Below are 20745 nucleotides of genomic sequence, written 5' to 3' on the forward strand. Positions count from 1 at the left end.
TGGCTACAAATGAATGTTCATGAAAAATAATTTGGTAATGTTACATGGTTTGCTTAAAGCATGTTATCAAGAGAAGTAACAACTCAAAAAATTTCTGATGAGGCATATTTTTCTCAGATATGCATAGAAAGAGCCGGATTAATCCAGCTCGCGAGGTGTACATTTACAAGGCTTTGCACAGTGTACTTTTTCTTAGCATGTATTAATTAAATATTGTTTATGAATTAGTTAAATAAAAAGTCTGCGTTTATTGTTTTGTATTATAGTTTCTATTCAAAGTCAGGAAAAAATAAATATTTTTTATAGGGCTATGGATTTATATCATTAATGAGACCATATACTCTGAAACTAAATTAAATTATTATTCTTCCTTCCAATATGTCAAGAACAGTAAAATTGCTGTTTTGAATTATTCACAAGGCAGTCAAAATTATAGTTCTTGAAGACAGTGTATAATATACCATAAATAATGTTACTTTTATATGAGTTAGAGTTTAACTTAACAGAGAACAATGATACTGTCTCTAATAGTTAAATAATTTAGACTTAAAGACGCCTGTGATTACTGAATGCTTTCACCGCCGAAGCAGCCAAACTACGTGATGTATCAACCAATATAAATGACTTATCAGTGACTCGTTCAATTAAGGGACTAAGATCAGTACATGCAATTAACACAGCATCAACACCAAGTGATTTCACATAAGAAAGTAACATTAACCATTTAGTCGTTATATCGTTATTTTTAAAACCTCTCTCCTTAATAAGTTTTATAATCTCTGTTGTGCGAAAACGAAGCTCTTTGTTTGATATGAACTCCATGCCAGAATTCAAAATTCTCTTTTGATATAATCCGCTGTTAAGCGTTGGTTCGGTACCAACGACTGCGATTTTTTTTGCATTTTGGGGTATATATTCCATTGCTGCATCTGCTATATGGATAACAGGAATTCCTGAACTAGCCTCAAGCATTTGGGGATAGTATTTGTGAGCAAAGTTACAAGGTACTATTATTATAGAAACTCCAACGGAAACCAGAGAGGAAATTCCATATGTCAGAGCTCTTGACATTTTACTGTCATCAATTAGCTTGTCAGGATAAAATGGAGTGGGTAAAGAAATAATATGCATTTCAGGAAAATCTATATCATATACCGCCCCATATTGTAATTGACATTCTGTAATAATCTGATCAATAAATGGGCCTGTTGACCTCGGGCCCATCCCAGCTAGTATACCAATAGAAAAATTCATGAAGTAATCTCCATATTATTTTTTTTGAAATTTATTAAGCATAAGACCAACAGAATAATCGAAATGACCAACAATGCAATAGAAACTTCTGATGAACTATGGAGAGGATTGAATGTAGATAACCCTATAATAATACCTGCTCCTATCATAGCCATAGCCCCTATAGCTGCGCCTGCATAACCAGCCTTATGCCCGAATAGGTCCATACATCTGGCTGTTGAACTTGGTGTAATAATTCCCTCACCAAGTGCAACTATCATCATAGGGATAACAAAAGAGAATACTCCTGGAACAGTTAATTTACTTAGGCTATACATTAATACAGCACCAAAGAAAACAAACGATATACCAACAGCACAAATCATTGTGACCGATAGAAAAGAAGATAATTTCGCCACCAAAGAATTACCCACCATAACACAAGGGACTATTAATAAGGGTATTAAACCAAATTGCTGTGGAGGTAGTTTGAAATTGTCTTGTAAAATAAAAGATGAAGATAAAAGAAAAACAAGCTCTGCTGAGTATCCAAGCATGTTTAGAAGAGACATTCGTAGAAACTCCCCATGAGTAATAACTAATCTATAATTATGGATTAAGCTGGAAAAATCCAATCGATTATCAACATCATGCTTATGTGAATTAGTTTCTGGAAGTCTAACATAGACAAATAAAGTAAAAATAAAAGCAATTAATGAAAGTGCTAAAAAATTATATCTCCATCCCAAATAACCTTGGATAGCCCCCCCTAAAAGGGGGGATATTGCGGGAGTGATTGACATAAACATTACAAGCACTCCCATCATTTTAACTAACTTTTTTCCTCCAGATAAGTCACGTATTATAGCCCGAGCGATAGGTCCAACGCATCCAACGCCTAAGCCGGTGATTACTTTCCCGGTTAAAAAAACAGCACCAGATAGAGCTTGGTAACATACCAGATTACCAAATAAGAAAATAATTAACCCCGCTGTTACTATAGGCTTTCGACCATAGTAATCTGAGAGAGGCCCATAAATTAGCTGAGAAAAGCCAAATGCAAAAAGTGTCAAAGTAACAGAAAGTTGCAACAATGAATCTGAGGTTCCTAACGGGACACTCATATGAGGTAGTGATGGAATGAAAAGAGTGTTATTAAATTGCCCCATTGAAACCAACAGAACTATAATAATCCCGATAGTTATATCACCAAGTTTATGCTGAGATGACCGCATCACATACCCCTTTATCTGTTATAAGCTTTATATTTCCTAAATCATAGAAAACATCTTCCGGACGTCCTGTAAGAGTCCCAATAGCAGACCAATTGCTTTCTCCTAGCCCCGGAACTGTTGTTCCCATATTCACGGCCAAATGGTGAATAGACTTCGCTTCTGACAATTCAAACCTGAGTAATCTGGCCGTGTGTTTTTGACCATATAATATCCCTGTCATGTCAAGACATTGTGTTTCAGAAAAAAACTTATTATCAATAGTAGGTTTTTGAAAAATTGCAATACTGATAGCGTGTTCAAATATTAACACAGGATCAATACCATATGATAATGAAATCAATTCCATGACGTTAGTACCACCAGGCCGTCCCATATTTGCATCGATCAGGCGGACTTCATTTCCATTGACAATAAATTCTATATGGAAAAAACCATATTCATAATTTGAACGATTAATTAGTTCACAGATAATGTGCTGGCATTTATGATAAGCATCACTTCCCATTTCTTCTTGATAAGGAAATTTATGTTGTACTTCTGTGTTACCAAATTTGTATCGTCTAGTTGCTCCAATAAACTCAATAATATTATTATATGTATACCCCTCAATGCTGATCAAAACACCAGGGAAAAACTCTTGAATTACATACTTATGTGGCTCAAGATGGCTGGGTATTTTATCTATCGATAAATTTAAATTTTCTTTTAGTTGACTATAATTCGTAAAGGTAAATGTACCTATAGCGCCGGCTGTGAAACTAGGTTTTGCGATATATTCTTTTATACCTGAATTATCAACAAAATCTTTAATTTTATTTTCTGATGTCTTCCCCCATTCCAATCCTAGTGATTTAGGCACATATTCAGGAATAATATCATTTACATATGATTTATTTTTTAAATTGAGCAGACTGCTTGATACCCCTGGAATATTTAGTTGCTTATTTACCGATGCTATAACTGATAATCGACTATCTAGTAAAGTAGTAATTCCCGCTATATCTTGGCAGCCTAATAGTTTCGCAACCTTAATTACTTCTTCCGACTCAGTTGTTTCACAAAAAATAGCCCTTTCCTTTGCAAGGTGTACTAGTGCATCTCCTTCTTGGCTACGGTAATTAGTCAAAAAGATAGGCTCGCAACCAATTTTTCTAATTGCTGCGGCTATATATTCAATACCTAAAAAAGATGCTTCCACAACAAGGATATATTTTTTCATTTTACCCCCTCTTTTTTCACATAAATTCTTTGTAACCAACGATCTTTACCATCAAACTTAGGTTTAAACAGAGAACGACCATGCAGCATTTTATTGTTATCTATAATCAATGCAGAACCTGGTTGAAGTAATGCTTTTTGAACATTATCGTTAAATTCTCTTCGTAATTTTTCAAATAATTGTTCTGTTTTCTGTGAAACACAAAACGTAACACCAGAATTGAAATTGAAATTAAAAGAAAAATCATTGCCATTATTTAAATTAGCTAATGGCCTTAGGTAATAAATATCATCACCATCTGAAAATGAATAAGGTGCTCTTATGAAGAAGTTTTTCTCCTGGAGAATATTTAACTCATCATTAGTTAATCTATTAAGTATTGGATTGACATTTACAAGTGTCGTCGGTACATTCTGATCACTTCGACTTCTAACCGCTGTAAGTATAAGATAATCAGGTTTGTTGATATCAAAGGCTATTTCTGTATGGAACTCTAGGTCTACCTCAGAGCCAGTACCGGCAGCAACTGTCTCATTTCCTTTTATAGGATATAAATCGTGTATATATTCACCATTGTTTTCTTGTATATAAGCATGTGGTCTTCCAAATAACGAAGAAAGATAAATAAGTGTTTTCTCTGTTAAATACTCTCCTTTAGGTTTATATTCCATTGTTCCTACAGGCGTTTCTGGCTTATCGTTATCTACTGGAAACCCAGACACTATAGCATGTCCATGCGTTGCGACTTCTTTTTGAATTAGATCTGAGATGATATTTTCAGGATCTACTATTTGGCGAATATCTTTCCATAAAAGTAATATATTTTCATTAGTTCTTAAGTTTTCATAACCAGAAATTTTCTTGAACTTTTGCTTTATCTTTTCAGGGATTATTAGGTGTGAAACGTTATCCATTATATTCGCTTTGCTTATCTCTTTAATGTTCATATGAACCTCTCGAGAGTTATTTCAATGAAGATTCTTTTTCTTCAAAGAAGTTTTCATTAATTCTTCGATTTGGCCCAAGATCATGGTACTGAACAACATCCAGTATCGACTCACAACCGGACATATAGCGAATAATACGTTCCAGCCCAATACCAAAACCGGCAGTTTGAATTTGTGACCTTTCTTTCCATTCTGCATAAGTGCTGCTATAAGCTTTTCCAAGCTTTCTGGATTGTTCTAAAATCTCTTTCCCAGATTTGGGTCTTATCCCTCCAGTCGTTAATTCACCATAGCCAAATGGAAGCATAAGATCATACGTATCATATGAACCTTTTTCATTTTGATGATAGATAGAATCGCGTACCCCATCAGGATAATCATAAATCCAAAATGGTATGTCGAAAAGCTTGGTTAACTTCTCATCCTCTTCTGGTGTAAAGTCTCTTTTTAGATCTGATGAGTTACCTATCAGTCTATGCCCTTCTGCAAAAGTGATTGTTTTATATCCTGTTTTAGCCAATGCTTGAATATTTCTTAGACCAGTATCAGTAATATTCAAATCATCATCTTCCAGAATAGTTTTCGCTAACGAGGTTAATATTCTCTCTCCCTGTTCGAAGACATCACTCATACTGCTAGTTCGCCACTCTATTTCAAACTGAAAGAAATTATATAAGTGTTTTCCTGAATTTTCTTCCCCATCCATTACCAATCGTAGGCATGGTGCTAAGCAGTAGACCTTTTCTAAGAATTCAAGTGACATTTGTTTTTCAACCACATGACTTACAGGTAAGTAGTACTTTTCTTTTCCTTGAACAATGACATTAGCTACTTCTTCGCTAAGAATCTTTGGAAGATCCTTATCCCCTAGAACTGCAAATGAGTGTCTTGCTCCAGGTTCAAAACTTGTTGATAAAATACTGGGTAATATTTCTTGGAAGTTATTTTCATAAGCTGCTTTACGTAGGCCATTTAAAATCTTTCCAGTCCACTGATATGTATCTTGATAGTTAAGATTAGATTTAGTCATATTGTCCTCGCATTTATTAAATAATAGATTGTCTATTTTAATAACAATAACTGATACATGAGGTGAACACTAACATTATCTATTAATTGTCTTTACTCTCTCCTACTTATGTAGTTCCTCCTTCCCTGCAAAGAAAGGAAAAATTATAGCTTATGTCATGTGTATATTGGAAAGGGCTTCTAACTTTCCCGTTAGCCAGTGCAATGGCAAATGTATTTTTAATCTCTGCCACATAACGAGCCAACCCCCAATAACTTTGATTGATACCAAAGCTTATGTTTTTCCGTTTGCTCCAAGTCTTGCTGGGTATGAACTGTTTTCAGGTGATTTCACATACACTTGATTTTTCATTTTATCGCTCCTATCGGCAGGTTCAATATACACCTACATAGCTTTATGTGTACAATGTAGTATTGCCCCCGGGTTGTCAATATTTTTATTAATACATTTAAAATCAATAACATACATAATTATATTTGTTTTTTGTTTCAGATATACATCAGTTGATACAAAAAACGATACTTTATTGTACCGCACTGTACTGCATTGTGTTGTATACAAAATCCTCATTGATGTCATGCGTGACCGCGGCAACTTTGTATCAGTTACTTGCTGCTCCTGCGGGGTAGATGAAATTTTAGAAATTACGCATCAGTCTCAATAGTTAATTTCTTTTCTTTGTCAACTGTGATGAGGTTCTCTTGCCCCTTATGGAAGATAATTATTGCAGGAAGATATTGTCACTGACCAAGTAATAAAAATGAATATCATAAGAACTTACCCATACCTTTCCCGTTAAATATCCAAAATTAAAATCAAAACCAGCCTGCAAATTGTTATGCCCCTCTAAGGAAAAACGATGCAAGCACTTAATTACTGATGATAGAGCAAGGTAATTTATCACCAAAATGGAGCTAAAGTTATGCAAAGATATAAACCAAGTTTAGCTTTGAGTGAAAGCATGCCAAATTGGCTAACCATACAAGAAGCTGCGTCTATACTAACAACTTTAAGCACTAAAACTATAACTGAGAGTGAGATATTTCGCCATGCACTACGTGGGACTGTTTTTTTGTCAATTTATTTTCAATCATCATTTTATTTGATGAGGGTTAATACTGTAAAAAGAAAGCTAAAATTAAGATCAATCGATAATTCATTCATACATAGACTTTGCTTGTTAGATACCAAAAGTTTCATCAGTGGTCGGAGATTAATTATAAGTACTACTGGTGCGCCAATTTATCCAACCAAACGTGTTATAGATACTCCATTAACAGGTTATGAATATGTTATAGTTCAAAGTTTATTAGCTAATTCTTTAAACCTCCCTCTACCTTTATCAGGAGCAAAAGATATAAATTATGGAGTTACCGTCACTTTAAATGGAGAATTATATCAGTTGTACGAAGAAAAAACATGGGCGGATAGAATTAAAACTCAAATTATGAAATTGCAAGAAATTACCACTGATGATATCAGCAACTATTTGCTTTATTTAGGTCAGAGTAGCTATGAACATAAAGGTTTTTTCCCTGTGTATGACTTACCTAAGGATGCTTGTATTGTTATTCGTTATTCTGAACTTGAAAAGCTCATCAGTTTATACAGCTTAAACAAGTCTGAATCATCAACGCCTACACGAATATCTACGCCATTATCCCGTCTGTTCTGGCTGGCCTGCAAGCATAATGAGGTCATTAGTCCGTTAATCCGGCAGCCTTATAAACTCCTGTCCATTTTTGAACAGTGGGCTTCAGATGACGGTATTACTGATCGTCTGAGCGGCGACACGCTGAAAAATGCACTGGAGCGGGGTTCTCCTTCTTTTACATCCTTATCTCACTAACCGAGTATTTATCCCTCCCTATACATAACCCGAATTAAGGATCTACTCGCCCTTAATTCGGGTCCATCAACTTTCTTTGCACCTTCCACTGTGTTTTTTTGTTGTCTTCGGACCTAACCGGTTATTTCCACCACAGGAGAAAACTATGACAGCACATCAGTTATTACGTCTGAAACAGGTTGAAGAAAAAACGGGGCTGAAACGCTCACAAATCTACCTGTATATGAAAAACGGCATGTTCCCGTATTCAATTAAGATCGGCCCTTCCAGCGTGGCCTGGCTTGAATCTGAAATTGATGAGTGGATCAACGTCAAATTAGGTAACCGCCAGGGATAAATAATCGCGAACGATGATGAATACGTTTTGTGAAAGGCGCATTCATCTGACTTCGGTTCTTTTTTCATTATTTATTCGCTTGTTTTTGTTTCTGAAATATAGCGCGAGGAGACGAAAGGATGATCCCGTCACTTAATTACGCCGTCTTAACCGACGCCTTACATGCTCTCAAAGAGGGCGATATTCGCCACTGTGAGTCTCTTGGATTCACGTTTGACGAAATGAACGCACTTAATCTGTTATCGCTTGATGAACTGTTTATAGTCAGCCGGTCCGCGGCTCCCTTTGTTTCCGTCAGTATCCGCCATGATGTTCTGCATCATTTACTGGCGCTGGCCCGACAGGAGCACAGACGCCAGAAACAGATTAATCGTGCGATCCGGCAGGGCGGATCGATAGCCCTGCTTCACCTGTATTTTGGCCTCACCTCCAACGACGTGTGTCTTCGTCGCCGGATGCTGGGCGTCAGTGTGCCTAATGGCCGGACACCGGAACCGGATGAAGAGACCGATGCGGTTATCTGGCGGCAATGGCAAAAATGTCGGGTGGATAACCTTGAATCCTCCGAAGCGCTGGGTGCCATGATGCAGGTCACCGAAACGCTGTTATCGCAGACGGAAGGGCTGTCACTTACCACCGTCTGGAAGCGCATCACACTCTTCGAACAGGAAGCCGCTGCCAGGAGGGCTCCCAATGCCGGATGAGATCGACCGCGATCAGGAATTTAATGAGCAGCGACTGGAAGAGATGATTGAACAGAACCGTTTTAAACCGGGAGCAACGCCATCATTATTCCATTGCCGTTTATGCGGTAAACCTATTCCTGAAAAACGACGTCAGACGCTGCCGGGTATCACAACCTGTACCGAATGTCAGGAAAAGCTCGAACGCCGCCGACGTTAATTTTACCGTTAAGACGTGGGGAATTTTCTCTCCACGTCTTTATATTTATTTTTAAATACAAATGACGCTTTATTCTATGTTCTGCATTCCTCCGTTTCTTTCCGCATTATTAACTCCACGCCGATAAACTCTTTTATTTTCATTTTTACTTTTCCGTTCAGAAAATAATTCTCCTCCTTCATCCTGAAAGCGCCATCACCCAATGGCTGAACTGTTGGGCGTTAATTCGTCCGGGCCAGGTATTGCTCTTTAAAAATTAGGAACGGGCTGTCACATAACCACAATTCAGGGTGCCGCTGAATGTTCTCGCTGACCCGTTAAAACCGGAATGCAGAACCGGGATGTGATCAAGAAACATATTTTCAACTGTTTTAATCAAAGAGGGTCAATCATGAGGAAACCCGTTTATTACGCGTATGTTGCCCAGGAAAGTCAGCCGGATGCTCAGGGCGAGAAAAACACGTACTGGACAAAAGTCGGCGTCGCCTTTGCTCACCACGGTAAAGCCGGTCTGAATATTGTCCTGACGCCCGGTATTGCCGTCTCCGGCAAACTGGTCCTGCTGGAACCCCGCGAGGAAAACAGTCAGTCGCAGAGTACGGATCCTGCCGAAATCGCGCAGTAATCTCCCTAATTCTGATCCCACAGCATGCAGCGTCAGCAGATCCTGCATGCCGCCTGTTTCCCGAGGCCATCATGCTTTCCACCACTGCCTTTCTGGCGGCGGCCATGCAGTGCGCCGCTAGTATTCATCCGTCCACGGCACTCGACGTGGCACGGGTGGAATCTGGTTTTAACCCTTATGCCATCGCCGAGATTATCCCGAAGGCCAGAAAAATCTCCGGCGGCAACCCTGTTATCTCCCATCTGCCCGCCAGCCGGGCAGAAGCAGAGCGCATTATCCGTCGCCTTGCCGTACAGGACCGGCGTTACTCCGTCGGGTTGATGCAAATAACCAGCACCAATTTTCGTCACTACGGTGTGACTGCCGCTGACCTGCTTGATCCCTGCACAAATCTGTCCGTTTTTGAACGCATTCTCAGCGACTGCTACCGGCGCGGCGGCTCCCTGAAAAGAGCACTGAGCTGCTATTACTCCGGCAATTTCCGTACCGGGCAACAGCCGGAAGCGGCTTTTTCCGGGACCAGCTATGTGCAGCGGATAGGTTACGTTTCTCCCCGCTATGCCGTACCCGGCACCCGCGAGGACAAATCAACGGCAGCCATTCCCCCGGAAGCCTTTCCTTCCGGTAACGCTTCCCGCCCCCGCGTGATCTGGCCGGGGACCATCGTCCGTGGCGTCCCCGCGAACCTCCGTCAGAAAAACATCACCACCGCACAACTCTCCCCGCCGTCAGTGCGCCGGAGTCTCCCGCAGCCACCCCGTAAGGAGGAAGAATAATGACACGTTTCCACAAGCTAAAGGCGGCAGCCAGCCCCGTTTCTGCCGGTGTGCTGTCGGCTTTTTCTGCAACCCCGGTGTTTGCCGACGGGTTTCAGCGGGCAAACACCGTGATGGAGAAAGTCTCCACCGGCCTTCATGGTCTGGCGGCGATCACCATCACCGTGGCCGTGATCTGGGTGGGTTACAAGACGCTCTGGAAAGGCGAAAGCCTGTCCCAGTGCGCCTACATCATCATCGGCGGGATCCTGATTGGCGGGGGCAGTGAGATCGGTGCGCTGCTGATGAGCTGAGAGGTCACCTATGGCAAAGCTGCTTAAGGCAATGAAACGACCGGCGGCACTGTGGGGGGTGCCGATGGTGCCCCTGCTGGGTGTCACGGGTGTCACCATCATCATCGCTGTCTGGACTTCCGTCGCTTTTCTTGCACTGCTCCCGGTTGAGTTTCTGGTGATGAAATCGCTCACCCGGAATGAACCCATGCGGTTCAGTCTGATTGCCGTCTGGCTCAGGGCAAGAGGAAAACCGGCAGCAAACCGTCTGTTTGGCGCAACCGCCTTTATGCCCGTTGAGCATGAGGCTGTCGATATCACGGAGTTTCTCAACGCCATGAAACTGAATCAGTGTGCCACGCTCAGAAAGTACCTCCCGTATTCATCGCATATTCATCCGCATGTTGTCCGCTCACCACACAGTGATCTCTACTGTACCTGGGAACTGACGGGCACCCCGTTTGACTGCGAGTCAGAAGAAACCCTCAGCATTGACCGGAACCAGTTGCACGGACTCATCCGTTCCTTCGAGGGAATGCCGGTTACCTTTTATATCCATAACGTGCGGGAACCGTTCACGGACTCGCTGCATAAAGCGTCCGGCAACCCTTACGCCGATGAAATCAGCCGCCTCTATTATGCCTCGCTGGCGGCGGATCCGTTTCGCCGCAACCGCCTGTTCCTGACTGTCTGCTACCGCCCGTTTGTCCGCCTGGAAAAGGCCGGGCGCAGGCGCATGAAAGACGGTCAGAAACTGAAAGAGCTTGACGCTGCGCTGCGGGAAATGCTGGAAATCAAAGGTTCGCTCGATACCGCATTGTCTCGCTATGCTGCGCGTCCTCTTGGCACCTTCACCGAAGGCAACGCGGTATTCTCCTCCCAGTTAGCCTTTTATGAGTACCTGCTGACGCACCAGTGGCGCAGGGTGCGCGTCACCCGCGCCGCCGCGTATTCGGTGATGGGGTCGGCGGCGCTGTTCTTTTCGGCGGAGTCCGGGCAGATAAACCACGCCAGCGGTACGCACTATTTCCGTGGGCTGGACGTGAAAGAGTTCCCGGAGGAGACGGCGACAGGGATGATGGACTCGCTGCTGTACGCCCCCTGCGATTATGTGATCACACAGTCTTACACCTGCATGTCACGTGAGGAAGCCCGGAAGGCCCTCAAACGCACCCGCCGTCTGTTAATGAGTTCAGATGATGATGCCGTATCCCAGCGGCTGGATCTGGATGTGGCGCTTGACCTGCTGACATCGGGGAAAATCGCCTACGGGAAACACCATTTCTCCATCATGGTGTTTTCCCGCACGCTGGACAGTCTGGTGGCCGATACCGGTGAAATCAGCAATGCCCTGAACAATCTCGGCATTACACCGGCTCCCGCTGAACTTTCGCTTTCAGCTGCATTTATGGCGCAGTTGCCCGGCAACTATCACCTGAGGCCCCGCAAGGGGGAACTGAGCAGCCAGAACTTTGTGGAGCTGGCCGCGCTGCATAATTTCTACCCCGGCAAGCGCGATCACGCCCCCTGGGGAGATGCGATGGCCCTGCTGCGCACCCCGTCAGGGGATGGCTACTACCTGAACCTGCATAACACGCTGGCGGACAAGGACGAGTTCAACGAGAAGAACCCGGCCAGCACCTGCATTCTCGGCACCAACGGTTCGGGTAAAACCATGCTGATGACGTTCCTTGAAAACATGCAGCAGAAATATGGCCGCGCGGACAGTTTTTCTCCGGATGCGAAAACCCAACGACTGACCACCGTTTATCTGGACAAGGACCGGGGCGCGGAAATGAACATCCGGGCGCTAGGTGGCCGCTACTTCCGTATCACGCATGGCGATCCCACAGGGTGGAACCCGTTTTCGCTGTCGCCCACGAAACGCAATATCAGTTTCATCAACCAGTTGATGAAACTGCTGTGTACCCGTAACGGCGCAACCATTACGCCCCGTGATGAGCGCCGTCTGAACGACGCCGTACAGGCTGTAATGAGTAATGAACCGCAGTACCGCATCCACGGGATCACCCGCCTACTTGAGAATCTGCCAGAGCCTGCGACCCGGGAGGCGCAGGAGAACGGCCTGAATATTCGCCTGTCGCAGTGGGCGCAGGGGGGTGAATTCGGCTGGGTGTTTGATAACGCCTCAGACACGTTCGATATCAGCCACTGCGATAACTTTGGCATTGACGGCACGGAGTTTCTGGACGATGCGGACGTCTGTGCGCCGATCTCCTTTTACCTGCTCTACCGCATTACCAGTCTGCTCGACGGGAGACGGCTGGTCATCTTTATGGACGAGTTCTGGAAGTGGCTTCGGGACCCGGTCTTTAAGGATTTCGCCTATAACCGACTGAAAACCATCCGTAAACTCAACGGGATGCTGGTTGTGGGTACTCAGTCCCCGGCGGAGATCATCAGGGATGAAATTGCGCCCGCCGTGATTGAACAGTGCGGGACGCAGATCCTGGCCGCCAACCCCGGCGCTGACCGTTCTCACTATGTGGATGGCATGAAGTTTGAGCCGGAAGTGTTCGATGTGGTGAAGGCTCTGGATCCGCAGGCCCGCCAGTATGTGGTGGTAAAAAATCAGTTCCGGCGCGGCGACACAAAACGCTTTGCCGCTCGCGTGACACTCGATCTCTCCGGTATCGGCAGATACACCCGGGTCATGAGCGGCAGCGCCGACAACCTCGAAATCTTCGATTCCCTGTACCGGGAAGGGATGCAGCCGCATGAATGGCTGGAGCCTTACCTGGCTCAGGCACTCTGACAACTCACAGGAGAACCATGATGAAAAGTCGTTTTTATGCCCTGATTTTCGCGTGCGTATTTTCCAGTCCACTGGCGCACGCCGGTATTCCCGTTCTGGTGGATGCCGATCCGCTGCGTGAAGCCGAATGGCTGAAAGAAGCGCAGCGCTGGATGCAGACCGCACAACATTATCAGAGCCAGATCCAGGCGTATAAAGACCAGCTGGCGACGGCCACCGGCGTCCGTGATATCGCTGACTTTGTGGATCAGGCGAAGAGTCTGAAATCGGATCTGGAGCAACTGCGCAGACCGGGCCAGACACTCAATGACCTGCTGCTCTCTGGCACCACCAGCGGGCAGTTCGATACGCTGTATGCGAAGTACCGGGTTTTCGATACCTGCAATGCGGAACAGTCGGGAAGTTATGCTGATACCTGCAAACAACTGGTCATCAATAAAGCGATTCAGTTTGAGCAGACCGATGAAATCCAGGAGCAGGTCAGTCAGACGCTCGGTGAGATTAACAGTCTCTCGAACCGTATCGCACTTTCTAAAGATTCAAAGGAGTCTCAGGACCTTGCCAACAGTATTCAGCTAAAATCAGTGATGTTGAACACGCTCACTGACCAGTGGGAAATGAGCGTGAAGGTAGCAGAAAAGCGTGAAAAAGTGCTGGAAGACGAGCGTATTAAACAGTGGAATCAGCAACAGTTAAATGCGCCAACCCCTGATTTAAACGGCTAAAGGAGTCTCACATGCGTTTATTAATCCTCTCTTTCCTGACCTTATTATTCGTCGTCATTAGCGGCTGTAAAGAAGAAGCCAAAACGACCCAGTGGTACAGGGATCATCCTGATGAGCTAAAAGAAGTATATGAGAAATGCCAGAAAACTGGCGATGCCTCAGAAAACTGTAAACACGCCAATGAAGCCCATTATCAGATTCAGCAGCTAAATGCGCCCACCCCCGACCTGAATTCATAGTGAGGTTAATATGCCCGGTGGTGTATTTCTGGGTGTTGAAAAACACCTGATAGGAGGAGTCACCGACGCCACGAAGGGACTGATGATGTCATACTCCTCCATGATGGTGGGGCTGGCGGCAACGTCAGCCACCCTCTACATCATGTGGAGGGGATACCAGACCCTGGCGGGTAAGCTGTCCACGCCAATGGAGGATGTCATGTGGGACATCATGAGGATGGCAATCATCCTGTCCTTTGTGGCTAATGTCAGCGGTTATCTTGATGGTGTTATTGACGCCATTAATGGCTTAAAGGAGGGATTTTCCGGTAGCGATAATATATGGCAGTTACTGGATAGTTTATGGGATAAATCGAAGGTCTTAGGCAAGACGTTACACGATATGGATAACTCAACTTATATAAAAGATGAGGGCATGACCGCTCAGTTTTATGTATGGCTCGGGATATTCGTATTAATGATCGTAACAGCCTTTGTTTCAATGATCGCGGAGGTCATGATTCTGCTGCTGAGTATTACCGCCCCTGTTTTTATCTTTTGTCTGATGTATGGATTTTTACGTCCCATGTTTAATAACTGGCTGCAAAATGTTTTCGCCGCCATATTAACGATTCTGTTTTCTGCGTTGTCGCTACGCATTGTCGTTAATTATTTGAACTCGCGGTTAGATATTGCAACACAAATATCTGCACAAGCCAACATTGTGGAGTTAGGCGCACAGGTCTGTCTGGCCGGTATCTGCGCGGCAATACTGGTTTATCTCTCCGCTAAACTTGCCGCCTCCCTGGCCGGGGCAAGTGCCACCGTCTCCATGCAGGGGCTGGCCGCTGTGGGTATCGGCGCGGGGATGTTTGGTGCCGGAAAACTGGCCGCAGGCGCAGGGAAGCAGACAACCCGCGCCATCCAGGACAACATCCGGGGCTGGCGTGATGCAAACGCCGGTAAACCCGGCAGCGGTCCCGGATACAGCGCGGCTAAAGCCCGTAAATATGCGATTGAGCAGATGATCGCCCGCAATGAAGCCCGGCGACTGGCTCACTCAAGAGAAGCCGCCATTCAGAAATTCCATCATTAAACTTGTCTTCCCTGATCAAAAATTCCCCGTTCCCCCCTGGTGAAAACATAGCCCTGTTTTCATTCCACTGATCTCACTGAGGAAAAATCCTATGAAACGCCTGCTTGCGCTGGCTTTGCTGTGCGTGCTTTCCGGCTGCGCCCGGTCCACTTATCCCCCGGCATTCAGCGGGCAGGGAGCGCCTGTGAATACCCCTCAGATTATGGCGGAGTTAAACCATCATGAGTGAACAGACCCTTATTGCGGATTCCCGTACCTTTGAGCAGCAGATGATTGAGCGGGACAAACGCGTCATGAAAGCCGGGTTTATCACCGGCGGCGTGGGCCTGCTTATCGCCGTACTGGCGCTCATCGCCGTGGTGCTGATACTACCCCTGAAACAGACGGTCGTTGAACTGTACACCGTGGATAATCATACCGGGCGGGTGGAGCACGTCACCCGCGCATCAAAGACCAGCCTGACGGCGGAGGACGCTTATCAGAAGGCGATGACCGCCAGCTACGTCAGACTGCGTGAACGGTATGTTTATCCCTCCCTCCAGGATGACTACAGGACGGTACAGATTTACAACAGCCCGCAGGTCAACGATGACTATCTGGCGCTGTATGCCGGTAAAGAGGCCCCGGACAAGGTGTACCAGAACGGGGCGCATGCCGTGCAAATCGACGTCCTGTCAAACCAGCTCACCGATGGTACTGCCCCCGATAAAGTCGCCACCCTCCGCTACAAAAAGACTATCCGCCGCCTCGCGGACAACAGCACCCGCACCGAATACTGGGATGCCCGCCTGACGTTCCATTCCGACCCCGGCAGGGAGATGAGCGATACGGAGCGGGAGGTGAATCCTTTCGGGTTTACCGTGACCAGCTGGCAGGTGGACCGTGAAATCCGGGGAGGTGAATAATGAAACGCAGCATTCTTTTCGCGCTGGTACTGATGATGTGCGGCACGGCATGGAGCGCGGCCATCCCGCAGAGAAGCCGCTTTGATGCCCGCGTTCAGCAGGTGGTTTATAACCCGCTGAACGTCACCGTCGTCAGCACCCGGCCTGGCTTCATGACCACGCTGGTCTTTGACAGCGACGAGGCGGTTATCAGCGCCAGACCCGGCTTTGAGGAGGCGTGGGAAGCCACGCCGGACGCAAACCGGGTCAATATCCGCCCGGTGGCGCTGGTTCAGGGCGCGCCCGGCGCGGACGGCAACACCACCCAAGTGGTTATCCCGCCCAACAGCCGGGACTGGCACACTAATATGCTGGTTGTCACCACCCGGCGTTTATACAACATAGAGCTGAACGTCATTGATGATAAATCACCGCAGCAGCCTGCTTTCGAGGTGAGCTACCGCTATCCAGGCGAAGCCCTGGAGAAAGCCCGCCAGGCGGCGACAGTCAGGCAACGCGAACAGACGCAAAAACAGCAGCAGGCCGACATTCAGCAGGCCCTGGACAGTGCGCAGACGCCGCGCAACTGGGACTACCTTAAATACCCGGGGCGCGACAGTGTCCGGATTGTCCCGGATTTCGCGTACGACGATGGCCGCTTTACCTTCGTGGGCTTCTCCCCGGCCAAATCCATTCCCTCCGTAACCAAAGAGCTGAACGGCCAGGAGCAGGTTGTTAACAGCACTATCCGCAGAAAAGGCAACTTCACTGTACTGGTCATTCAGGAAGTCACTCCCCGTCTGGTCCTGCGTTCCGGTAACGCCGTGGTCGGCCTGGAAAACCGTGGTTTCGGCAGAGTCCGGGCCGCTGATGACGCCACGGTGTCCCCGCAGGTCGAACGGGTGGAAAAAACCGCAACCCACTGACGGCTAAGGAGTCATGCAGATGAACGACGAACACCCGTATCCTGAACCTGATGAATCCCGTCCCTCTCCGGCACAGACGGATGACGATATCACCGCGCTGGAGCGCGAGGCCCGTACAAAGCGGGAAGCGGCGCTTCTCACCGCGCAGGACGATGAAAAGAATGATCCGCTACAACCCGCCATCAATAAACTGAAAAAGCGCCGACGCGGGAAAGCCACCGCTTTTCTGGCGCTCGCCGCCGTTGGGCTGATTGCGCTGGCATGGGCGGGCAACTGGGTCTACCGCAACATTCTCTGGCAGCCCGGTGAGGAAAAGCAGCAGGATGCCGCGCCACAGCCGAACCAGAGCGATTACCGGCAGCGTACCGATCTGGGGACGCACGATACCGGAGCCGAAGCGCCGGAACCGGCGGACAACAGTCCGCGTAGTACGACAGCCACCGGGCCGGAGACACCGCCTGAACTCGATAAAACCCGTTTTCTGATTCGCCGGGATAACTCTGCCGCTGCGGCCCAAAACCCGGTCAGGACCCGGCAGCAGGAGATGACGCAGGTATCCTCTGCCGGGCAGTCGTCAGGGACGCCATCCACCGGCTCCGGGCAGCAGACAGACACCCCGTCGCTACCGCCGGAACCGTCCCCGGCAGTGGTCCGGCGTATTCCTTATAACCCGGATCTGTACGTGCCGGAAAATACCGCCATTCCCTGTTCGCTGGATTACCGCTTTGTTTCGGACCGGGCAGGGAAAATCCGCTGCACGATCGCCGAAGATATCTGGAGCGCCAGCGGTAATACAAAGCTGATTGAAAAAGGGACCACCGCCACGGGCGTTTACCAGACTGGCGCTGAATCAGGAATGACGCACGGACAGGGACGCGCCTTCCTCATCATCACGAAGCTGCGTACCCGCCAGCCCCCCTATCTTGATATTCCGCTGATCGATACCCGCGCTGCCGGAGAACTGGGAGAGGCTGGCGTTGATGGCTGGATAGATTCGCACTTCTGGAAACGGTTCGGCGGCGCGTTAATGGTCGGCATGATCCCCGATATTGGCGCATGGGCATCCAACAGCTCGGGTAAAAAAGACCGCAATACGGACTATACGGAAAACAGCCGCCAGGCTATGGCGGATATGGCGCGTACCACGCTGGAGAACAGCATCAATATTCCCCCAACGCTCTATAAGAATCAGGGCGAGATCATCAACCTGATCACAGGCGAGGATATTGATTTTTCCAACATCTATACGCTGAGGTTGAAAAATGACCGCTAAGAATATTTCCCTCGACCGCTATAAACAGCGTTTCTTTGGCAACTTTCTGGAGCTTCCCGGTCTGACGGAAATCGCCGTCAACCGTCCAGGCGAACTGTACACAAAAATTAACGGCGTGTGGGAACAGCACGCCGTTCCTTTGAGCTATGAGGATTGCTATAACTTTGCCCGGTGTCTGGCAAAACACCACGGCGACAATATCGAAGATATTAAGCCGGGGCTGTCAGCCACGCTGGAATCTGGTGAACGGTGCCAGGTGATTGTTCCTCCGGCCTGTGAGCGCGATACGGTGTCTGTCACCATCCGTAAGCCATCGAAGGTACAAATCCCGCATCAGTCATATATCGATGCGGGATTTTATAACCGGGTAACAGGCGAGGAAAAAACGGAGACGCACGACGAGGAATTAATTGCATTGTACAATACAAAAAATATTCCTCTGTTTATGGAGAAATGCGTCGAGTACGGTAAAACTCTTGCGGTCGCCGGGGAAACCAGCACCGGGAAAACCACCTATATGAAAATGTTGATAGGGTATATTCCGGTACATCTTCGAATATCAACAATTGAGGACAACCCGGAAATCACGTTCTTTATCCATAAAAACTACGTCCATCTTTTTTATCCGTCAGAATCATCGGATGAAAAAGGGTCTGTCGTCACCCCGGCGAGCCTTTTACGCTGGAATTACCGTATGAACCCTGACCGTATTCTGTTGACAGAAGTTCGCGGCGCGGAAGCCTGGGATTTTCTCAAAATAACAGGTTCCGGCCATGAAGGGAGTATGACCTCCATTCACGCAGGATCAGCAAAAGAAGCAATAGATGGATTTATTACCCGTTGCTATGAAAATCCACAGTGCGCCCAGCTCCCCTATACATTTATGTTACGTAAGGTTCTGGATAGCCTGGACGTGATTGTGAGCATTGATTTAGACGGAAATGTCCGTCGTATGAATGACATTTATTTCCGTCCAATTCATCGAAACCAGTATTTTGAGGAAATGAAAGCATGATAAAGATACTAAAAGTAATCATGTTGGCGGCAATAGTTACCGGATGTTCATCGCCGCCGCCTCCCGTTCCTGTAGAATGGGATAAAGCCGCCGCCCCATTAAATACCAGTTTACCTCAATGGAGTGACAATAACGTTATAGTCCCTTCCCCGGCCGTTAACGGTAAATGGACATCATCAATCAGCGCACAAAGTTTCTACGATACAATATGGACTCCAGCCGTATTTTACGCAGTCGCTCATTCAACACGAATTGTCGTCACTACACAATCCGGCACTGATTTCTTTAATGCCAAAAACTGGCTTCGCCAGAATGGCGCAAAAGGCGTTATTGAATACCAGCCTGTCTTTAATTGTCTGACATGCAGAGAAACCACCATTTATTTCTCTCGCCAATCCATTTAAGCAATACAATCTAATAAGGATTTACCATGAAAAAAACCGTTATCGCGGCGGCGGTATTATGCCTGGCCGCAGGAACTCCGATTTATTCATTTGCCGCTGACCCGTGCGAAGTTGTTCTTTGTATGTACGGGAAAGCAACGGGAAATAGTGGAGGAAGTGAATGCCGCTCCGCAGAAAAGGCTTTCTTTAACATAGTAAAAAAGAATAAGCATGGTTTCTTACCCAACCATACGTTGAATGCGAGAAAAGCATTTCTTGGTGAATGTCCCAGCGCAGACCCGGAGGCAGTAAATAAAATACTGTCTAAGTTCGGTAAGGTCAGAGGATAGTAATAACCCGCATAACACTCCTGTTTACTGCAAAAGGTGCAACATGAAAAAAGAAGACTTATTCATCCGAAACATACACTCGCGCAATCAGGACAGAATATCGGTAGCCCTGGTATATGACACGTTATCAAAAGAAGCCCACAGAGGTTGTGGGCTGTATTATGAGATATACGAAAGCAGGTTTATCGGCCTTTTGCGCGATCATCTTTCAGAACTCAATGAGGCTGACGCAAATAAATTAATGAGGTATGCAGAAAGTAAAGGCACGAAAATTGATGATGCGACCTACAGTGAAGCACTGGAAGCGGAAAGGGAATGCAGGGCTGAAATATACCGCGAGCAGATGTAATCACACAAAACATAAGTGTATTGTACAATACACACCCTAACAGGCGGCGGGGGTTTTAAGGCTTCGTTATTTTTGGCTTCAATTTTGAAAAAATTGTTAAGACGAAAAATAACGAAGTGGAGCGTGGAAAGAAAATTCAATTTCGAAGAAATTGTTAATTTTCAGGAACCGCGCCCACCTGCGAACATTCGCCCACAGCGAATTGAGCAGGCCGGGGGGGGGGAGCCGCAAAAATTTTGCCGCCCCAGCGAGCAAAAAGGCACGCCCACGTGCCGTTTTTTGTGGGGGGCTTGCCCCGCACACCGTCGCAGCCAGGCTATATTT

23 protein-coding genes are annotated in these 20745 nt (G+C 46.5%); 18 read left to right on the forward strand and 5 right to left on the reverse strand.

Features of this window, described 5'->3' with window-relative positions; translation table 11 throughout:
• Positions 1-546: 546 nt before the first annotated feature.
• Genes BV390_RS03595 through BV390_RS03615 form a run of 5 tightly spaced genes read right to left on the reverse strand, consistent with a single transcriptional unit; the run spans position 547 to position 5664 of the window.
• A complete protein-coding gene (locus tag BV390_RS03595) occupies positions 547-1254 on the reverse strand; it encodes an aspartate/glutamate racemase family protein (protein ID WP_085396574.1) in 708 nt (235 codons plus the stop codon).
• Positions 1251-2468 carry an MFS transporter gene (locus tag BV390_RS03600; RefSeq protein ID WP_085396575.1) on the reverse strand — a complete coding sequence of 406 codons (1218 nt, stop codon included), beginning with the start codon at positions 2466-2468 and terminating at the stop codon, positions 1251-1253. Before BV390_RS03600 ends, BV390_RS03595 begins: the two co-directional genes overlap by 4 nt.
• Positions 2449-3687, reverse strand: coding sequence for an ATP-grasp domain-containing protein (locus tag BV390_RS03605; RefSeq protein WP_085396576.1), 1239 nt, complete (start codon positions 3685-3687; stop codon positions 2449-2451). The genes BV390_RS03600 and BV390_RS03605 overlap by 20 nt, the downstream gene beginning before the upstream one ends.
• On the reverse strand, positions 3684-4634 hold the full coding sequence (locus BV390_RS03610; RefSeq protein ID WP_085396577.1) for a TauD/TfdA family dioxygenase: 951 nt from the start codon (positions 4632-4634) through the stop codon (positions 3684-3686). The genes BV390_RS03605 and BV390_RS03610 overlap by 4 nt, the downstream gene beginning before the upstream one ends.
• A 16-nt stretch (positions 4635-4650) precedes the next feature.
• A complete protein-coding gene (locus BV390_RS03615; RefSeq protein ID WP_085396578.1) occupies positions 4651-5664 on the reverse strand; it encodes an amino acid--tRNA ligase-related protein in 1014 nt (337 codons plus the stop codon).
• A 922-nt stretch (positions 5665-6586) separates the two neighbouring features.
• On the opposite strand from BV390_RS03615, the gene BV390_RS03620 reads away from it, so the two are divergent.
• The 18 genes from BV390_RS03620 (at position 6587) to BV390_RS03705 (ending at position 20421) form a co-directional block, all read left to right on the forward strand.
• Entirely contained in the window at positions 6587-7513 is a 927-nt protein-coding gene (locus BV390_RS03620) for a hypothetical protein (RefSeq protein WP_085396579.1), read from the forward strand.
• A 145-nt stretch (positions 7514-7658) separates the two neighbouring features.
• Positions 7659-7850: an AlpA family transcriptional regulator gene (locus tag BV390_RS03625; protein ID WP_085396580.1), complete on the forward strand. Its 192-nt coding sequence runs from the start codon at positions 7659-7661 to the stop codon at positions 7848-7850.
• A 119-nt stretch (positions 7851-7969) separates the two neighbouring features.
• Positions 7970-8554: a DUF2857 domain-containing protein gene (locus BV390_RS03630; RefSeq protein ID WP_085396581.1), complete on the forward strand. Its 585-nt coding sequence runs from the start codon at positions 7970-7972 to the stop codon at positions 8552-8554.
• Positions 8544-8753, forward strand: a complete 210-nt coding sequence (locus BV390_RS03635; RefSeq protein ID WP_085396582.1) for a TraR/DksA family transcriptional regulator — start codon at positions 8544-8546, stop codon at positions 8751-8753. The genes BV390_RS03630 and BV390_RS03635 overlap by 11 nt, the downstream gene beginning before the upstream one ends.
• Before the next feature lie 391 nt (positions 8754-9144).
• A complete protein-coding gene (locus BV390_RS03640; protein WP_085396583.1) occupies positions 9145-9378 on the forward strand; it encodes a hypothetical protein in 234 nt (77 codons plus the stop codon).
• A gap of 71 nt (positions 9379-9449) precedes the next feature.
• Positions 9450-10154, forward strand: a complete 705-nt coding sequence (locus BV390_RS03645) for a lytic transglycosylase domain-containing protein (RefSeq protein WP_085396584.1) — start codon at positions 9450-9452, stop codon at positions 10152-10154.
• On the forward strand, positions 10154-10447 hold the full coding sequence (locus tag BV390_RS03650; protein ID WP_085396585.1) for a TrbC/VirB2 family protein: 294 nt from the start codon (positions 10154-10156) through the stop codon (positions 10445-10447). Before BV390_RS03645 ends, BV390_RS03650 begins: the two co-directional genes overlap by 1 nt.
• 10 nt (positions 10448-10457) lie before the next feature.
• Complete coding sequence (locus BV390_RS03655; RefSeq protein ID WP_085396586.1) at positions 10458-13202, forward strand: VirB4 family type IV secretion/conjugal transfer ATPase; 2745 nt, start codon at positions 10458-10460, stop codon at positions 13200-13202.
• Between the two features lie 20 nt (positions 13203-13222).
• Positions 13223-13927, forward strand: coding sequence for a TrbJ/VirB5 family protein (locus tag BV390_RS03660; RefSeq protein ID WP_085396587.1), 705 nt, complete (start codon positions 13223-13225; stop codon positions 13925-13927).
• An 11-nt stretch (positions 13928-13938) separates the two neighbouring features.
• Positions 13939-14166 (forward strand): EexN family lipoprotein, encoded by a 228-nt coding sequence (locus tag BV390_RS03665; protein ID WP_085396588.1) that lies wholly within the window; start codon positions 13939-13941, stop codon positions 14164-14166.
• 10 nt (positions 14167-14176) lie between these two features.
• On the forward strand, positions 14177-15241 hold the full coding sequence (locus tag BV390_RS03670) for a TrbL/VirB6 family protein (protein ID WP_085396589.1): 1065 nt from the start codon (positions 14177-14179) through the stop codon (positions 15239-15241).
• 221 nt (positions 15242-15462) lie between these two features.
• Positions 15463-16146 (forward strand): VirB8 family type IV secretion system protein, encoded by a 684-nt coding sequence (locus BV390_RS03675; protein ID WP_085396590.1) that lies wholly within the window; start codon positions 15463-15465, stop codon positions 16144-16146.
• Positions 16146-17051, forward strand: coding sequence for a P-type conjugative transfer protein VirB9 (virB9, locus tag BV390_RS03680; protein WP_085396591.1), 906 nt, complete (start codon positions 16146-16148; stop codon positions 17049-17051). The genes BV390_RS03675 and virB9 overlap by 1 nt, the downstream gene beginning before the upstream one ends.
• A 19-nt stretch (positions 17052-17070) precedes the next feature.
• A complete protein-coding gene (gene virB10 / locus BV390_RS03685) occupies positions 17071-18324 on the forward strand; it encodes a VirB10/TraB/TrbI family type IV secretion system protein (RefSeq protein ID WP_085396592.1) in 1254 nt (417 codons plus the stop codon).
• Positions 18314-19339, forward strand: a complete 1026-nt coding sequence (gene virB11, locus BV390_RS03690; RefSeq protein WP_085396593.1) for a P-type DNA transfer ATPase VirB11 — start codon at positions 18314-18316, stop codon at positions 19337-19339. Before virB10 ends, virB11 begins: the two co-directional genes overlap by 11 nt.
• Positions 19336-19743, forward strand: coding sequence for a cag pathogenicity island Cag12 family protein (locus BV390_RS03695; RefSeq protein WP_085396594.1), 408 nt, complete (start codon positions 19336-19338; stop codon positions 19741-19743). Before virB11 ends, BV390_RS03695 begins: the two co-directional genes overlap by 4 nt.
• A 26-nt stretch (positions 19744-19769) precedes the next feature.
• The gene (locus BV390_RS03700) at positions 19770-20072 is read left to right on the forward strand and encodes a TrbM/KikA/MpfK family conjugal transfer protein (RefSeq protein ID WP_085396595.1); all 303 of its coding nucleotides are present in this window, start codon (positions 19770-19772) and stop codon (positions 20070-20072) included.
• A gap of 43 nt (positions 20073-20115) precedes the next feature.
• Positions 20116-20421: a dpoa decarboxylase gene (locus BV390_RS03705; protein WP_085396596.1), complete on the forward strand. Its 306-nt coding sequence runs from the start codon at positions 20116-20118 to the stop codon at positions 20419-20421.
• Positions 20422-20745 lie beyond the last annotated feature (324 nt).

The sequence above is a fragment of the Klebsiella sp. YJ genome (assembly GCF_002108615.1).
GTDB lineage: Bacteria > Pseudomonadota > Gammaproteobacteria > Enterobacterales > Enterobacteriaceae > Klebsiella > Klebsiella planticola.

Coding starts and splice junctions, on each gene's coding strand:
- BV390_RS03700 (WP_085396595.1), top strand. CDS start 19,770: ATGAAAAAAACCGTTATCGCGGCGGCGGTATTATGCCTGGCCGCAGGA.
- BV390_RS03675 (WP_085396590.1), top strand. CDS start 15,463: ATGAGTGAACAGACCCTTATTGCGGATTCCCGTACCTTTGAGCAGCAG.
- BV390_RS03650 (WP_085396585.1), top strand. CDS start 10,154: ATGACACGTTTCCACAAGCTAAAGGCGGCAGCCAGCCCCGTTTCTGCC.
- BV390_RS03620 (WP_085396579.1), top strand. CDS start 6,587: ATGCAAAGATATAAACCAAGTTTAGCTTTGAGTGAAAGCATGCCAAAT.
- virB9 (WP_085396591.1), top strand. CDS start 16,146: ATGAAACGCAGCATTCTTTTCGCGCTGGTACTGATGATGTGCGGCACG.
- virB11 (WP_085396593.1), top strand. CDS start 18,314: ATGACCGCTAAGAATATTTCCCTCGACCGCTATAAACAGCGTTTCTTT.
- BV390_RS03655 (WP_085396586.1), top strand. CDS start 10,458: ATGGCAAAGCTGCTTAAGGCAATGAAACGACCGGCGGCACTGTGGGGG.
- BV390_RS03640 (WP_085396583.1), top strand. CDS start 9,145: ATGAGGAAACCCGTTTATTACGCGTATGTTGCCCAGGAAAGTCAGCCG.
- BV390_RS03615 (WP_085396578.1), bottom strand. CDS start 5,664: ATGACTAAATCTAATCTTAACTATCAAGATACATATCAGTGGACTGGA.
- virB10 (WP_085396592.1), top strand. CDS start 17,071: ATGAACGACGAACACCCGTATCCTGAACCTGATGAATCCCGTCCCTCT.
- BV390_RS03665 (WP_085396588.1), top strand. CDS start 13,939: ATGCGTTTATTAATCCTCTCTTTCCTGACCTTATTATTCGTCGTCATT.
- BV390_RS03605 (WP_085396576.1), bottom strand. CDS start 3,687: ATGAAAAAATATATCCTTGTTGTGGAAGCATCTTTTTTAGGTATTGAA.
- BV390_RS03695 (WP_085396594.1), top strand. CDS start 19,336: ATGATAAAGATACTAAAAGTAATCATGTTGGCGGCAATAGTTACCGGA.
- BV390_RS03595 (WP_085396574.1), bottom strand. CDS start 1,254: ATGAATTTTTCTATTGGTATACTAGCTGGGATGGGCCCGAGGTCAACA.
- BV390_RS03625 (WP_085396580.1), top strand. CDS start 7,659: ATGACAGCACATCAGTTATTACGTCTGAAACAGGTTGAAGAAAAAACG.
- BV390_RS03670 (WP_085396589.1), top strand. CDS start 14,177: ATGCCCGGTGGTGTATTTCTGGGTGTTGAAAAACACCTGATAGGAGGA.
- BV390_RS03645 (WP_085396584.1), top strand. CDS start 9,450: ATGCTTTCCACCACTGCCTTTCTGGCGGCGGCCATGCAGTGCGCCGCT.
- BV390_RS03705 (WP_085396596.1), top strand. CDS start 20,116: ATGAAAAAAGAAGACTTATTCATCCGAAACATACACTCGCGCAATCAG.
- BV390_RS03660 (WP_085396587.1), top strand. CDS start 13,223: ATGAAAAGTCGTTTTTATGCCCTGATTTTCGCGTGCGTATTTTCCAGT.
- BV390_RS03600 (WP_085396575.1), bottom strand. CDS start 2,468: ATGCGGTCATCTCAGCATAAACTTGGTGATATAACTATCGGGATTATT.
- BV390_RS03635 (WP_085396582.1), top strand. CDS start 8,544: ATGCCGGATGAGATCGACCGCGATCAGGAATTTAATGAGCAGCGACTG.
- BV390_RS03630 (WP_085396581.1), top strand. CDS start 7,970: ATGATCCCGTCACTTAATTACGCCGTCTTAACCGACGCCTTACATGCT.
- BV390_RS03610 (WP_085396577.1), bottom strand. CDS start 4,634: ATGAACATTAAAGAGATAAGCAAAGCGAATATAATGGATAACGTTTCA.